The 14,697-nt window shown below is 65.5% G+C and carries 11 protein-coding genes and 4 pseudogenes; 6 read left to right on the top strand and 9 right to left on the bottom strand.

Going from position 1 to position 14,697, the window contains the following annotated elements; all coding sequences use genetic code 11:
• From WAN71_RS10685 to WAN71_RS10700, 4 genes and pseudogenes are all read left to right on the top strand, one after another.
• A pseudogene (locus WAN71_RS10685) lies at positions 1–332 on the top strand (SAM-dependent methyltransferase); the annotation flags it as partial.
• Between the two features lie 23 nt (positions 333–355).
• Entirely contained in the window at positions 356–1,141 is a 786-nt protein-coding gene (locus WAN71_RS10690) for a DUF6065 family protein (RefSeq protein WP_422225310.1), read from the top strand.
• 59 nt (positions 1,142–1,200) lie between these two features.
• Positions 1,201–2,406 carry a serine hydrolase domain-containing protein gene (locus WAN71_RS10695; RefSeq protein WP_422225300.1) on the top strand — a complete coding sequence of 402 codons (1,206 nt, stop codon included), beginning with the start codon at positions 1,201–1,203 and terminating at the stop codon, positions 2,404–2,406.
• Positions 2,407–2,946: a GNAT family N-acetyltransferase gene (locus WAN71_RS10700; RefSeq protein WP_422225301.1), complete on the top strand. Its 540-nt coding sequence runs from the start codon at positions 2,407–2,409 to the stop codon at positions 2,944–2,946.
• Here WAN71_RS10700 and WAN71_RS10705 read toward each other — a convergent pair.
• A pseudogene (locus tag WAN71_RS10705) lies at positions 2,943–3,254 on the bottom strand (acyl-CoA dehydrogenase); the annotation flags it as partial. The gene WAN71_RS10700 and the pseudogene WAN71_RS10705 overlap by 4 nt on opposite strands.
• Before the next feature lie 471 nt (positions 3,255–3,725).
• Between WAN71_RS10705 and WAN71_RS10710 the strand changes: the two are divergent.
• Complete coding sequence (locus tag WAN71_RS10710) at positions 3,726–4,307, top strand: hypothetical protein (RefSeq protein WP_422225302.1); 582 nt, start codon at positions 3,726–3,728, stop codon at positions 4,305–4,307.
• A gap of 18 nt (positions 4,308–4,325) precedes the next feature.
• Here WAN71_RS10710 and WAN71_RS10715 read toward each other — a convergent pair.
• The 5 genes and pseudogenes from WAN71_RS10715 to WAN71_RS10735 form a co-directional block, all read right to left on the bottom strand.
• Positions 4,326–7,052: pseudogene (locus tag WAN71_RS10715) on the bottom strand (aminotransferase class I/II-fold pyridoxal phosphate-dependent enzyme); the annotation flags it as partial.
• Positions 7,053–7,169: 117 nt separating this feature from the next.
• Positions 7,170–7,565 (bottom strand): antitermination protein NusB, encoded by a 396-nt coding sequence (locus WAN71_RS10720; RefSeq protein WP_422225303.1) that lies wholly within the window; start codon positions 7,563–7,565, stop codon positions 7,170–7,172.
• Entirely contained in the window at positions 7,562–8,056 is a 495-nt protein-coding gene (nusB, locus tag WAN71_RS10725; RefSeq protein ID WP_422225304.1) for a transcription antitermination factor NusB, read from the bottom strand. The genes WAN71_RS10720 and nusB overlap by 4 nt, the downstream gene beginning before the upstream one ends.
• Positions 8,053–8,616, bottom strand: coding sequence for an elongation factor P (gene efp, locus WAN71_RS10730; RefSeq protein ID WP_422225305.1), 564 nt, complete (start codon positions 8,614–8,616; stop codon positions 8,053–8,055). The genes nusB and efp overlap by 4 nt, the downstream gene beginning before the upstream one ends.
• 14 nt (positions 8,617–8,630) lie before the next feature.
• Positions 8,631–9,731: a M24 family metallopeptidase gene (locus WAN71_RS10735; RefSeq protein WP_422225306.1), complete on the bottom strand. Its 1,101-nt coding sequence runs from the start codon at positions 9,729–9,731 to the stop codon at positions 8,631–8,633.
• Between the two features lie 33 nt (positions 9,732–9,764).
• Here WAN71_RS10735 and WAN71_RS10740 point away from each other — a divergent pair, with 33 nt between their 5' ends.
• Positions 9,765–10,574, top strand: a complete 810-nt coding sequence (locus tag WAN71_RS10740; RefSeq protein ID WP_422225307.1) for a B-4DMT family transporter — start codon at positions 9,765–9,767, stop codon at positions 10,572–10,574.
• A gap of 19 nt (positions 10,575–10,593) precedes the next feature.
• On the opposite strand, the gene WAN71_RS10745 is transcribed toward WAN71_RS10740, so the two are convergent.
• From WAN71_RS10745 to aroB, 3 genes and pseudogenes are all read right to left on the bottom strand, one after another.
• Entirely contained in the window at positions 10,594–12,606 is a 2,013-nt protein-coding gene (locus WAN71_RS10745) for a zinc ribbon domain-containing protein (RefSeq protein ID WP_422225308.1), read from the bottom strand.
• A 443-nt stretch (positions 12,607–13,049) separates the two neighbouring features.
• Positions 13,050–13,487 (bottom strand): annotated as a pseudogene (gene aroQ / locus WAN71_RS10750) (type II 3-dehydroquinate dehydratase).
• 53 nt (positions 13,488–13,540) lie between these two features.
• Positions 13,541–14,629 carry a 3-dehydroquinate synthase gene (gene aroB, locus WAN71_RS10755; protein ID WP_422225309.1) on the bottom strand — a complete coding sequence of 363 codons (1,089 nt, stop codon included), beginning with the start codon at positions 14,627–14,629 and terminating at the stop codon, positions 13,541–13,543.
• Positions 14,630–14,697: the final 68 nt, after the last annotated feature.

Consider the following 14,697-nt stretch of genomic DNA (forward strand, 5'->3'; position numbering starts at 1 on the left):
TCAAGGGCTACACCGAGGCGTTCGACACCATCGTCGACAGCGGAATGTTCCATTGCCTGGACGACGACGGCAAGCGCAGCTACGCGGCCGCAGCGCACCGGGCGACCAGGCCGGGCGCCACCCTGCTGCTCAGCTGCTTCTCCGACGCCAATCTCTCCGACGAGGAATGGCCGCGGCCAGCGGTGTCCGAGCAGACGCTGCGCAACGTCCTTGGCGGCGCGGGCTGGGATATCGAAGCATTGGAGCCCGCCACCTGGCGCCGCGAGATCGACGGCAACGAGGTCGAAATGGCGTTCTGGTACGTCCGCGCGCAACGGCGCACATTAACCTGATCCGGGTGGATCTCGAGGACCAGATGAGCGACAAGCCCAACGGGCAGGCCCGTCCCCTGATCGGGTTCATCACCCGTGATAACGCGCCGCAGATCAGTCCGGCACCGGTCAGCCGGACGTGGATGTCAGAGATGCGTCAAGGTTGGGCCACTCGGTGCTTGCCGATCCTCATCGCTAACCAGAGCGGCTGGGAGGTGCGCAATCCGTGCGGGTTCACCGCCACGTGGATGGGTCGGGACGACCGTATGGGTATGACGATCGCACCCGATAAGCGCGACGCCGGTCAGTTCCTGCCCTGCAGCGAGTTCGGTTACGGCATTTTGACCTGGCATCTGCCGCTGCTGTTCCGCACGCCGCCTGGCTACAACCTGTTGGTCCGCGGGCCGGCGAACTATCCGAAGGACGCCGTGTACCCGTTGGAGGGTATAGTCGAAACCGACTGGGCCAGCTCGACTTTCAGCATGAACTGGAAACTCACCCGCAAACTGATGCCGGTCCGATTCGAGGTCGATGAGCCCATCTGCATGATCGTCCCGCAGCGCCGAGCCGATCTCGAAGAGTTCGCCCCCGAACTCAGGCACATCGAGTCCGATGAAGATCTGCGCCGCAAGTACGAGTTCTTCCTTCGCTCACGGCACGAGTTAGGGCAAGTCCAGGCGGAGACAAACACCGACGCGGGAGACCGCGTGCTGTGGCAAGGCGACTACACGCGGGGCAGCCATGCCGACGGCGAGGCCGGGGCGCACGATCACCAGACTCGCCGTCATCTTCGTTCATTTGTTCAGCCTCAACATGAGAAGCGGCAATAGGGCTGCCGGGGTTGGACCTGGTATGTCCGGGCACAACGGCGCTAGCTAACCTGATCCGGGTGAATCTCGAAGGCAATCAGGCCTCCATTCGTGAGGCCTGCGATGCCGGTCTGCTCGCCGGTGCGGTGACCGTGGTGTGGCAGCACGGAGAACTGTTGCAGGTCAACGAGATCGGCTACCGCGATATCGACGCCAGACTTCCGATGCAGCGCGACACGCTGTTTCGCATCGCCTCGATGACCAAACCGGTCACGGTCGCCGCGGCGATGAGCCTTGTCGACGAGGGCAAGCTGGCGTTGGGTGACCCGATTGTGCGCTGGTTGCCGGAATTCGCCGAGATGCGGGTGCTAGACGATCCGAGCGGGCCGCTGGATCGGACGCATCCGGTGCAGCGGGCGATCCTGGTCGAGGATCTGCTCACCCATACCAGCGGCTTGGGTTACGGATTCTCGGTGACCGGACCGATATCCCGGGCGTACGTTCGACTGCCGTTCGGGCGCGGTCCCGATGCTTGGCTCGCCGCGCTTGCCGAGCTGCCGCTGGTGCATCAGCCAGGCGAACGGCTGACCTACAGCCACGCCATCGATGTCATCGGCGTGCTGGTGTCCCGGATCGAGGGCAAGCCGTTTCACCAAGTACTCGACGAGCGAATCCTGCAGCCGCTGGGCATGGTTGACACCGGGTTTTTCGTCTCGGTCGAGGGCCGTCGTCGCGCCGCGACCATGTACCGGCTCGACGACAACGACCGGCTGCAACACGACGTGATGGGGCAACCGCATATCTCACCGCCAACGTTCTGCAACGCCGGCGGAGGGCTGTGGTCGACCGCCGACGACTACCTGCGGTTCATCGAAATGCTCTTGCGTGACGGAACATTGGATGGTGTGCGGGTGCTCTCACCGCAGTCGGCGCGGCTGATGCGCACCGATCGCCTCACCGATGAGCACAAGCGGCATGCCTTTCTGGGTGCGCCGTTCTGGATCGGGCGGGGGTTCGGGCTGAACCTGTCGGTGGTCACCGATCCGGCGAAGTCGGCACCGTTATTCGGACCGGGTGGCCTTGGGACGTTCAGCTGGCCCGGCGCATACGGGACGTGGTGGCAGGCCGATCCGGCTGCGGACCTGATCCTGCTGTACCTGATTCAGAACTTGCCCACGCTGTCGGGCGACGCCGCCGCCGCGGTCGCGGGCAACACGTCACGCGTGAAACTGCAAGCGGTGCAACCGAAATTCGTCCACCGGACCTACCGCGCGCTGGGTCTGTAGATGGTGGCATGCCTGCCTGAGCGCATCGCTGGGTCACGGCTTCTGCTGCGGCCGCCGGTACTCGACGACGCCGGCGCGCTATTCCGAACAATTGCCCGCGATCGCCAGGTCACCGAATATCTGCTGTGGACACCGCATCCGAACGTAGCGGCAACGCGGCGGGTGATCACCGAAAGACTCAACGTCGAGGACCACGCGCGCACCTGGGTCATCGCACTGCAACCTAGCGGCGAAATCATCGGGATGATCAGTGGCCGGCTCTCGGAGCGGCACTTCGTCGAAATTGGGTACTGCATCGGTCGACGGTGGTGGGGCAAGGGTTTGATGTCCGAAGCGCTCGACATGCTGATAGCCGCGCTGGACGCCGATCGCGACGTGTACCGGGTCTGGGCTACCTGTCATGTCGACAACGAGCGGTCAGTGCGACTGCTGCTGCGGGCCGGGTTCGAGCTGGAAGGTCGGCTGACCCGACACGCGGTCTACCCCAATCTCGGGCCCGAATTACGCGACAGCCTGCTCTACGCCAAGTCGCTGCGCTAGACCATCGCGAACGGTGACACCTTCGCGCCGATTTCCAAACCGCCGGCGAGCTCGCGGCTTACGTCGTAGTCGAACACTACGTGCCCGGAGATGACGTCGACATCCCGCTTGGCACGCTGCAACGGGTTATCCAGAAATTGCGCGCTTGCGCCGGACACTTCCAGCAGATCGGTGATGACTGACCGGGATTCGTGCACGACGTGCGCCGCGGATGCCCGCACACCGGCGCGGACCGTGCGGCCGATGTGCTTGCCGCTGCTGACCCTGGCCTGGATGTCCTCGGCGGCAGCAGCGACCAACCCGCGCAGCGTCTACTTCCGCTCGACCCGATCGGGAAATCGCCAACTCAACAAGGCCATTCACCGCATAGCCATCACCTAGCTGCGGCTGAACAGGCTCGGCCGCGCCTGCTACGACAAACGGGGTCGCCGAAAACGACAACCGCGCACACGCGCTGCGATACCTAAAACGACGGCTAACCCGTGTGGTGTTCAACAGGCTGGCTTGGGATTTATTCGGCCACGCCCAAAATCGGATGCGCCGACCAACAAACACGGCTAAACCGGATGCCACCGACCAGCAAACACCATGCGGCGAACCAAAAAACGCTGGTCGCGGGCATGGTAGCGATTGCGCGAAGAACACTTTAGCCACCGAAGCGCCGGCCGCAAGAAACTCGCCAAGAATCTTTCAAGAATCCTGTCGTACCTTACGCATTGTCTGCTACCTCGACCGACCTCGGAGCATGATGGGGCACATTCGCGAGAAAGGACGCACACATGGACACAACCTGGTGGAAGTGGATCTTTGTGGTCGGCGTCGCGGTGATCTGCCTGCTGTACGGCATGATCGCACGGAGGATCGCGGCGAGCCGGAGCGGACTCGATAAAACGGAGATCGCGGTAGTGCGTCGAGCGGCGGCGGGGGTCGGCCGCGATGAGCTCATCGGCCAAACGTTGGGGTACGGCGTTTTAGCCGCTTTACGATTGCAGATTCTCCTCAATCTGCTCCTCAATCTGCGAGCCTTCCGGTACCGCAGGCACCGCGCTGCCGCCAAGAAACTCGTCGCCTTTGACCCGAGAGAACAGAACCGCGCACAGGGCGTCATCTTTTCGTTCCACGAGCTTCGCATCACTAGGACCGAGCTGATCAGGGGCTACGAGGAGAACGCCCAGCGCATTCCGCTGCGAGGGCTCACCGCCACGGTCGTGACGGGCCAAACCGTTCAAATCAGGATCGAAGGGCCAGACACGAACTTCGTTTACCGCAACGCGTTTGACGCCGAGTTCAACGTCAGGCCCGCGCTGCAGTTCGCCGCCCTCCTGAATTACGAAGCGAGCCTCCAAGGTGCACCCCTATGACGGCACGCACCGCCTGCCATGTCGTGCTGCGGCAATCCGTTTCAGCGCGGCCTCGGTGAACACCGACAACCCGAGGTCAGGGTTGTATCCGTGGATTTCCTTGACGTCGAGTTGGGCCATGAAATACAGGATTTCCTTCGAGATCATCTGGCCTGGAACCAGTACCGGGAAGCCGGGCGGATAGGGCACGACGAAGGTGGTGGACACCAGCACCTTGCCTTCGGCAAGCCGTCGCCCGGCCTCGCCAACCATGACGTGCTCACGGTCCGACTCTTCGTATCCGGCGTAGAACGCTGAGCGCATATCCCCGAACGAGCTGGCACCGCCGGGGCGGAACGCGGCGTCGAATTCGCTGAAGTCCGGCAGTGGCGGCAGATCCTCGGTGATCTCCTCCACCCGACGTTGGTGCAGAGCGCGATCGTCCCTGCTGGCCGCGCACTGGATGTGATCGAAGTCGGTGGCCACCCGGCGCAACACGTCGAGCAGGTAGTGCACGCTCGACCAGGTGACACCGATGGTGAAGATCAACAGCACGCTGTTGATCGAGGTTTTGTTGATCTGGATGCCGAACCGGTCCATCAGGATCTTCTCGCGGAAGTCGTATCCGTTCATGCCGGTCTGACCCACATCCAAGGTGACCCGCGTCGGGTCGAGCACGAATTGGTCCGAGCGCCACGCCTCGTTCCAGTCCGCCAGCACACCCTGGCGCACCTGACGGTAGGAGCTGACCGCCGAAAGCCGGAATTCGTCGGGCACCAAGTCGGACTCGTCGAGGATGCGAAACCACTTGCTGATCAGCCGGTCTTTGCGGACGCGGTGACGGAACACCAGCGCCATGTCATAGACGCTTCGGACCAGCTGGAACCCTTCGATATCAACTTGCCGGCGCGCCAAATCCAGCGATGCCAACAGCTGCTGGTTCGGCGACGTCGAGGTGTGGGTCAAAAAAGCCTCACCGAACGAATCGCGGGTGAGCGCGTTGAAATCCTGGTCGCGGATATGAACCATCGACGCCTGTCGCAGCGCCGACAGCGACTTGTGGGTGGAATGGGTGGCATAGACCCGCACGCGTGCCCGACTCGGGTCGGGCAGCAGCCGGTGGTCAATCCACTCCGCATGGTCGACCCCTTGCATTTCCGCGCGCCACGTTTGGTACTCCCGCGCGTAGGCCGGAGAGGACAACATCGATTCAAGTTGCTCGGCGGCGACCATCGCCGTGCGTTGCCGCGCCCATGGCACGGCGGTGGCGAACGCGTACCACGCCTCGTCCCACAGGAAGCAGATGTCCGGCTTGATCGCCAGCACCTCCTCCATCACCCGCCGCGGGTTATAGACGATGCCGTCGAACGTGCAGTTGGTGAGCAGCAGCATGCGCACTCGGTCCAGCTGCCCGGCAGCTTCGAGGTCGAGCAGCGCCTTTTTGATGGTGTGCAGCGATACGGCGCCGTAAATCGCGAAATGCTGCAGCTCGTAGGCGTCCAGGTAGAGCGGGTATGCCCCGGCCAGCACCAGGCCGTAGTGGTGCGACTTGTGGCAGTTGCGGTCGATCAGAACGATGTCGCCCGGCCGGGTCAGGGCCTGCACGACGATCTTGTTCGCTGTGGACGTTCCGTTGGTGACGAAGAAGGTCTGATTGGAATTCCAGGTTTTGGCCGCCTTGTCCATCGCCGCCCTGATGGTGCCGTGCGGGTCCAAAAGTGAGTCCAGCCCGCCGGACGTCGACGACGTCTCGGCCATGAAAATGTTGCGGCCGTAGAACTCCCCCATGTCGTGCAGTGACTTGGAGTTGAAGATGCTGGCGCCACGTGCGATGGGAAGGGCGTGAAACTGGCCGGCCGGCCGTGCCGCGTAGGCCCGCAGCGCGTCGAAAAACGGTGTGGAGTAACGATTCCGGATGCCGGCTAGCACGGTGCTGTACAGATCGGTGACGTCATTGAGCCGGTAGAAGGTGCGGTCGTAGACGTTGGGCTCATCTTCGGCCTCGGAAGCGATCGATTCGTCGGTGAGCAGGTAAAGGTCGATGGTTGGCCGCAGCTCGCGGATACACTCGCCGCATTCCACCCCGTCGTGGGTGCGGTCGGTGGCCACCACTTCGTCGTTGACCCCGAGCAACGTGTTCATCAGCGGGACCCGGTCATGCGATCGCAGCCGAATGTCGTGCCGGATGATCGCCGCCTGAATCTCCCCGTTCAACGCGACCGCAGTGATCGCGTCCTCGACGCTGGTAACGATCAAGAGTTCGAATTGCACGTCGTCGCTGGGATCGCGAAGCGCGCGCAAGCATTCCGCCAAGCCCTCGGGAGCCGTGGGAGGGGAATCATCGGCGAGCAGAACCGTGTAGAACTGCTGTTCTTTGGCCCGCGCCACCAGCTCCTGATCGGCCAACGACGCCGACGTGTCGAACAGCGCTGCGCGGTCGCCGTATTCGGACAGTAGCCGCACCGCGAGCGACACCTTCTCCTCGAGGCTCACCGTGGCAAGGTTGTCCAGATACTCGCGGAACGTCGCCAAATTCTCCGCGCCGGGATATATCCAGTAGCGCTCGTAGGCACACAGACGATTCATCAGGCGCTTCGCCCTGGCCGCTTCGTGGCTGGTGTCCATCCCGGCTCGGTCGACTACGGCGAGCTGATGGCATGCGTCGTCGAGCAGATTCCAGGTGTCGATGCGCGAGTACGACGGGTTCGCAACCGCCGCCAACGCGGAAACGTGAAGCCGCCTCGGGCGCCTGCCGTCTCGGTCCATCTAGCCAGTGTTCTCCCCCATCGACCTGCGCGAGGCCCTTTTCGAGGGTCAACGAGCGTGCAATCATGGCGACATCGCCCGACGAATTTTCGCCATGGATGCACGTTCGGCGCTGGCTTAGCCGTCGAATTCGTCGTCGTCGATGTCTTCATTCCGGCCGCGGGTGATCTCCATCCACCGTCGAACCGGAAGGTCCCAACGCCTTGATGTGGTGGGCGCCGCGTCAGTGACGTCGGACAGCGATCTCACCACGGCCTGCGTCAATGCCATGATCGCGGCCATCACCGGAAGCAACGGCCGGAATGGCTGCGCGGCCGACCGAACTGTCTCAATTCGGCGGGCCAGCAGGTAGCGTTCGATCGAGTGATATAGCCAGGCCCCGACGCCCAGCGCGTAGATCACCAGCGCCGCCGCGATCGCCGCCTGCCCGTAGGCCGCGCAGAAGACCGCGCCCAAGATGACGGTCGCCGCCAGCACGGCAGCAATGGCGACGCGCAGCTCCAACCGGGTCATGAATCCGCGTCAGGGTCGCGCCCCGCCCCTCGGACCGCTTCAGCCGCCGCCCGGATCTGTGGCGTCACCAGCATCACCTGGCCCAGCACCCCGTTGACGAAACCCGGCGAATCGTCGGTGGACAGCTCCTTGGCCAGCTCCACCGCCTCGTCGACAGCGACCGGGCCGGGCACGTCGTCGGCGTGCAGCAGCTCCCAGACCGCGACCCGCAGGATGGCCCGGTCCACGGCGGGCAGTCGTTCCAATGTCCAGCCCTGCAGATGCGAGGCGATCAAATCGTCGATGTGTGCGGCGTGCTCGCTGACGCCGCGGGCCACCGTCGCCGTGTACGGGTTCAGCGGCGCAACATCAGGCTTCGCCTCCGCCAGTGCGGTGCGGGCGTCGGCCGCCTCGGCCGGTGTCACCCCGCGGGCTTCGGCCTCGAACAACAAGTCGACGGCGCGTTTGCGGGCTTGGTGGCGTCCTTTGACAGAACGCGCGGGCTTGCTCACGCGTTGACGCGTCCCAAGTAGCTACCGTCGCGAGAGTCGACCTTGAGTTTGTCGCCGGTGTTGATGAACAACGGCACCTGGAGCTCCGCACCGGTCTCCACGGTCGCGGGCTTGGTACCGGCGCTGGACCGATCGCCCTGCAGACCCGGTTCGGTGTGCGTGACCACGAGTTCGACGGTCACCGGAAGCTCGAGGTACAGCGGCGCCCCGTTGTGGAAAGCCACCTGCACCGGCAGGCCCTCCAGCAAGAACCGGGCGGCATCGCCCACCAGCGACTCCGACAGCGGGTGCTGCTCGTAGTCCTGGCTGTCCATGAACACGAAGTCGCTACCGTCGCGGTAGAGGTAGGTGGTGTCTCGCCGGTCCACCGTGGCGGTCTCCACCTTCACCCCCGCGTTGTAGGTTTTGTCGACCACCTTGCCCGACAACACATTCTTGAGTTTGGTGCGGACGAACGCCGGTCCCTTGCCGGGTTTGACGTGCTGGAATTCGACGATTTGCCATAGCTGGCCGTCGATCACCAGCACCAGTCCGTTCTTGAAATCCGCAGTGCTTGCCACAGTCGGTCAATCTCCTACAAGATCGCCAGTTCCTTAGGGAACCGGGTGAGTAATTCCGGTGCATGCCCGGAGGTTTCGTCTGCCACGACCAGCGTGTCCTCGATGCGGACGCCGCCGCGGTCGGGTAAATAGACGCCGGGCTCCACGGTGACCACGGAGCCCGCAAGTAGTGTACCGGCGGCCGAGGCGTTGATCCCTGGCGCTTCATGGATTTGCAGCCCCACCCCGTGGCCGAGGCCGTGGCCGAAGCGCTCGCCGTGCCCGGCGTCGGTGATGACGCGGCGCGCTTCTGCATCTATGTCAGCCAGGCTCGCGCCGGCCCGCAGCGCGTGACGGCCGGCTTGCTGCGCGGTGCTGACCAGCTCGTAGATCTCGCGCTGCCAATCGGCGGCCTTGCCCAGCACAAACGTCCGGGTCATATCGGAGTGATAGCCGCCGACCAGGGCACCGAAATCGATCTTGACGAAGTCGCCGGCGGTCAGCACCGCATCGGTGGGCCGGTGATGCGGGATCGCCGAATTCGCCCCGCTGGCCACGATCGTCTCGAACGAGACGCCGTCGGCGCCGTGGTCGAGCATCAAAGCCTCCAGTTCGCGGCCCACCTCGCGTTCGGTCCGGCCGGGCCGCAGCCCGCCGCGGGCCACCAAGTCGGTCAGCGCGGCGTCGGCGGCCTCGCAGGCCAACCGCAGCAGCGCCACTTCGCCGGCGTCCTTGACTTCGCGCAGCGCTTCCACCGTCTGCGAGGCGCGAACCAGCTCGGTTCCGGCCTGCGCTAATTCGCCGGCCAGCGCGTCGAACCCGTCCACGGTGACCACATGACTCTCGAAACCCAGCCGCCGCACGCCGCCGGATGCGGCCCGCCCGGCCAGGTGACGCCCGCAGGCCCGCTCGATGGCGATCTCCAAGTCGGGTGCCTGCTGGGTGGCCTGGGTGCGGTAGCGGCCGTCGGTGGCCAGCACCGGCGGCCGATCGTCGGCGAACACCAGCAGGGCCGCGTTGGACCCGGTGAAGCCGGACAGGTAGCGCACGTTGATCAGGTCGGTGACCAGCATCGCGTCCAGTTCGGCCGCACGAAGTCGTGCACCGAGCGCGGCTCGCCGCTGGGAATGTGTCACGCACGGTGACGGTACTCGCTACGCTGTGGCCCCATGACTAACTGGATGCTGCGCGGCCTGGTCTTCGCCGGTGCGATGGTCGTCGTACGGCTGCTTCAGGGATCGCTGATCAACGTGTGGCAGACGCAGGCCGCGCTGATCAGCATTGCGCTGCTAATCCTGTTCCTGGCCGGCGTGGTCTTCTGGGGGATCAGAGACGGGCGCGAGGACGCCGCCTCGAACCCGGACCCGGATCGCCGTTCTGATCTGGCGATGACATGGCTGTTGGCCGGCCTGGTGGCCGGGCTGGTCAGCGGCGCGGTGACCTGGCTGATCGGGGTGTTCTACAAGGCGCTGTACGTCGGTGGGTTGATCAACGAGCTCACCGTGTTCGCCGCCTTCACCGCGCTGCTGGTGTTTCTGGGCGGGATCAGCGGCGTAACGCTTGGCCGCTACCTGATCGACCGCGCGGGTGCCTACAAGCCGCAGGGCGGCCGCGGTGAGGAAGATCGAGCCGACACCGACGTTTTTTCCGCCGTCCGCTCGGATGAGGCCGCCGCCGCGGAGGGTGGAGCGTGGCCCGAGGAGCAACCGTCGGCGGTGGCAACGGCCGAGCGTGAGGAACATGGCGCGCCGCAGGCTTACAGCGAAGAAGGCCACGGGGAAGAAACTGACGCGACGACCGAGGCCGTCAGCCCGGCCCACGGCGAGGATAAGACCGAAAAGATTGCTTGGCCGCCGCACAGTGCGGAGACCACTACTGAGGTGATCCCGGCCCACGAGACGGAGCAGACCACCGAAGCGGTCCCGACCAAGGGCGACACCGAGCGCACCGAGCCGACGGCCAAGCGGGACGAAGACTAAGAGTTGACCCCGTAATGGGTCATGCAGCGCCAACCAGCTTGGGGGCTGGTTGTTTTCGGCTGGTCCCGCGACGTCCAGGCTTTCCGCTTGGTCTGTTCGGGGGTGGTCCGGGTGCTGCTTGATCAGCAGAGGCCACCTGGTGGTGGCTGCCGGTCCTGGCCGATCCAACACCCGGTGGTGCTGGTGGCTGATGCCGGTTGACTGAGCTCTCCCCCTCTTGCTGGGAGGCCAGCCACGCCCGCAGGGCGTGGGCAAGTCGGTAGTCGACGCGGGCGGTGCGTGGATCATCCGGATCGCTGAGCTCCACGCAGGCCGCCAGGGTGGCCGAGACGATGTCACGATCCCCGTGCAGCCCGCAGTGGCCGCAGTCATGGGTGCGCTGAGCCAGGGTCTTGGGGACGCGATTGCCGCACAGGCAGTGCTGGCTGAGTGCCGTAGTGCGGGTGCCGCAGCGGTGCAGCCGGCCGCCGGCGGCAGCGCATTCGTGTTCGAGTGCGCTCACGAGCATGCCCGGGCTGAACAGGGCGATTCGCGTGCCCCACAAGCGCGTCCAGGTCGAGATTGAGCAGTCCTCGACGGTGATCGAACTACCGTGGGCGGCCACGATGCGCGCCGCGATGTCGCGGGCGCGGGCGTGTTTAGCCTGACTGGCGCGGCGGGAGTCGGCGGCATGGTCGGTGCGGATGCGTTGATGACGGCGCGACAGCGTGTCGTGACGGTAGGCGCACAGCGGAACACCATCAGCGCGGGTATGGCGGGCCCCGCCCGGGTTAATGATCGTCCTGGCCGCCAACCCGCGTGCGGTGCGCCGAGCGGCCCGGGCGGCCTGACGTGCTGACGGGCCGTACTGGTCGGGGTTGGTGTTGCGCCGAGACCGATCCAACGCCTTTTGCCGGGCCCGTGCTTTCTTGGCGGCACGTGCCGCGGCGCGCTGTTGGTCGGGTGTGCGGCCGATGCGATCGACGACCAGCTCGCAGGGCTGACCGTCGGGGAACGACGCCACCACCAGATTGGACACGTTGGCATCCACCCCCGCCCGCCGGCCGCCGGGGATCGCGGCGCGGCGTGACCGCGTGGCCAGCGACTGATACCCGGCCTGATGGACGAGCAGATGCGCGTAGTACCGCCAGCCACCGGGCGCTTTACGGTCCCGGACGCGGACAAGGTCGATCTTGTGCCACACGGCCGGGTGGGCCAGGAAATGACACAAGTGCGCCCACTGGCCCGCACCCTGAGGCAGGCGCACCGGAAGTACGAGATCCCCGCCGGGCAGGCCGGTGAACACCACCGCCAACGCACCATCGTGATCCCACCACGAGCCGCTTGGAGGCTTGCACGGCGCCGGCAACCGGGCGGGCTGGGCCAAAAGCGAGGATCCGGCAGGCCAGCCGGCCGCCTCGATCGCCGTGCTCACCGACATCGGTAGCCGCGAATGCCGATACGCGTCCAGGTGCCCGTCCAGGGCGCCGACTAGCCGATACGTCTCCCATACCGGCGTGGTTTTGGTGTGCGAGCGCGCCCGCCCCACAATCCGGGTGAACTCCCACCACGAGCCGACCCTTGGCGCGCCGTGCCGACGCCCAGAACTATCGGCGAACAAATGCCGGTCCACGGTTTGCCACACCTCGTCGGCCACGTGCAGGCCGATGGCCTTGGTCAGATGATCACGCATCCACCCGCTGGCCTCAATATGGGATTTCGCGGCGGCCTCGATGCCCTTGCGGGATAACCCAAGCCGCTCCCGCAGCGCCTTCGGATCACGGCCGCGCTCATGATCTGCCGCCCAATACGCCCGGCACCGTGCGGCCGCGTCGCGCTGCAGTGCCCGGCGCAGCCGAAACACCGCCTCCCACTCGCGTTCCAACCGGCGCCGGATGTGTCCGTCGGTGAGGCCAAGCTCCAGCCGGATCACCGATACCGGACCGTCATATTTGAAATTCGGGGCCTTCGATTTACCCCGCCGTCGCGGTGGCGCCACGTCACCGCCGATCCCGGCGGTGGTGTCGGTGACCGCGGCTGCCATGGCGGTCATGAAACCATCACCCCCTGACAACGACCCCGATGCACGATCAGACGAACACCGCCATCAGCAAGAACTACCGCCGCAGCGTCAACACCCAGGTCATCATCTGTGCCCACCGGCGCCGCGTGATCGCGGCCGACCAGTGCTGGCCCGGCAACCGAAACGACGTCACACTGGCTTACCACACCGTGACGCACTCACCGGCCACGAGATCCTTAGCGACGGCGCGTACCGCGGCATCACCTCGACCACGACCATGCTGGCCGGACCATCTGCGACGACAACTACCGACTACATCCGCGAATCTGAGCCCACGTCGAATACGTCGCCCGACTCAAAGACTGGCAAATACTGCGGCAATGCCGCCGCTACTGCGACGCCATCAACCACAGCCTCCAAATCATCGCCGGACTCTGGAACCTCAAAACCCACAACCCGATACGGGTCAACTCTCAGCCGGAGGCGCTGGCCAGATAGCGCAGCGCCAGCAGATAGCCCTGCACGCCGAGCCCGGCGATCACCCCGGTCGCGATGGGGCTCAAGTAAGAGTGATGCCGAAACTCCTCGCGGGCAAACACATTGGAGATATGCACCTCGATCAGTGGCGCACTCAGCTCTGTGCAGGCATCGCGCAGCGCCACCGATGTGTGCGTCAGCCCCCCGGCGTTGAGGATCACCGGTTCTCCGGCGTCGGCGGCCAAGTGAATCCACTCCAGTAGCTGAGCCTCGCTGTCACTTTGCCGCACAACAACTTTCAGCCCCAACTCGGCGGCCTCGCGTTCGATCACCGCGACCAAGTCGTCGTGGGTGGTGTCGCCGTAGACCTCAGGCTCCCGGCGGCCGAGCCGGCCGAGGTTGGGTCAGTTGATCACGTTGATCACTGTGCTCATCTAGCGCCGCTCCTCGACCCCGGCTCCGCCGGCGTCATCGTCGCCGCGGCGGCTCATCGGATCCCCACCTCCGCGTAGGCCGCCGCCAGCAAGGCCGGGTCCGGCCCCTCCAGCCGGCCCGGCTTGGCCAGCCCGTCGAGAACGACGAACCGCAGCACCCCTGACCGGGTTTTCTTGTCGCCGGCCATGTACTCCAAAAGTTCCGGCAAGGCGTCGGCGTCGTAGCCGATCGGCAAGCCCAGCGATGCCAGGATGCTGCGGTGGCGGTCGGCTGTGGCGTCGTCGAGCCGCCCGGCCAGCCGGCCCAGCTCGGCGGCAAATACCAAACCCACCGAAACCGCTGCGCCGTGGCGCCATTGGTAGCGTTCCCGGCGCTCGATCGCGTGGCCCAAGGTATGGCCGTAGTTGAGGATTTCGCGCAGCTGCGATTCCTTTTCGTCGGCGGCGACGACCTCGGCCTTGACGGTGACTGCACGCCGGATCAGCTCCGGCAGCACGCCACCCGACGGGTCCATAGCCGCCTGCGGGTCGGCCTCGATCCGATCCAGGATCACCGGGTCGGCGATGAAACCGGCCTTGACGACTTCGGCCATACCGGCCGCGATTTCGTTGGGCGGCAACGTCTGCAGGGTAGCCAGGTCGACCAGCACGCCGATCGGCTGGTGAAACGCACCGACCAGGTTCTTACCGGCCTGGGTGTTGATACCGGTCTTACCGCCAACCGCCGCGTCGACCATACCGAGCAACGTGGTGGGCACGTGCACGATCGACACACCCCGCAGCCACGTCGCCGCGGCGAAACCGGCGACGTCGGTGGCCGCCCCGCCGCCCAGGCTGACTAACGCATCCTTGCGACCAACGCCGATGCGGCCCAGCACTTCCCAGATGAACCCGACGACGGGCAGCTCCTTACCGGCTTCGGCGTCTGGGATTTCGATGCGATGCGCGTCGATACCCGTGGCCGCCAGCCGGGTCCGGATCTCCTCGGCGGTCTGCGCCAGCGCCGGCTGATGCAGGATCGCGACGCGGTTGCGGCCGCCGAGCAGTCCGTCCAACTCGCCCAGCAGACCGCTGCCAATTACCACCGGGTACGGCGGGTCGACGGCCACCTGCACGGTGACCGGCGTGTCAGGGTAGGTCATTTGCCCACCTCGGCGCTGCCGTGTCTGCGGGCGGCGGCCAACGCCGCCGGCGTGGCGGGAGTCGGCGG

This window comes from Mycobacterium sp. (genome assembly GCF_049280035.1).
Taxonomy (GTDB): Bacteria; Actinomycetota; Actinomycetes; order Mycobacteriales; family Mycobacteriaceae; genus Mycobacterium.

Excerpts from the sequence above, each read along its gene's own strand:
- WAN71_RS10690 (WP_422225310.1), top strand. The coding sequence starts at position 356 with ATGAGCGACAAGCCCAACGGGCAGGCCCGTCCCCTGATCGGGTTCATC.
- WAN71_RS10700 (WP_422225301.1), top strand. The coding sequence starts at position 2,407 with ATGGTGGCATGCCTGCCTGAGCGCATCGCTGGGTCACGGCTTCTGCTG.
- WAN71_RS10710 (WP_422225302.1), top strand. The coding sequence starts at position 3,726 with ATGGACACAACCTGGTGGAAGTGGATCTTTGTGGTCGGCGTCGCGGTG.
- WAN71_RS10720 (WP_422225303.1), bottom strand. The coding sequence starts at position 7,565 with ATGACCCGGTTGGAGCTGCGCGTCGCCATTGCTGCCGTGCTGGCGGCG.
- WAN71_RS10740 (WP_422225307.1), top strand. The coding sequence starts at position 9,765 with ATGACTAACTGGATGCTGCGCGGCCTGGTCTTCGCCGGTGCGATGGTC.
- WAN71_RS10745 (WP_422225308.1), bottom strand. The coding sequence starts at position 12,606 with ATGACCGCCATGGCAGCCGCGGTCACCGACACCACCGCCGGGATCGGC.
- aroB (WP_422225309.1), bottom strand. The coding sequence starts at position 14,629 with ATGACCTACCCTGACACGCCGGTCACCGTGCAGGTGGCCGTCGACCCG.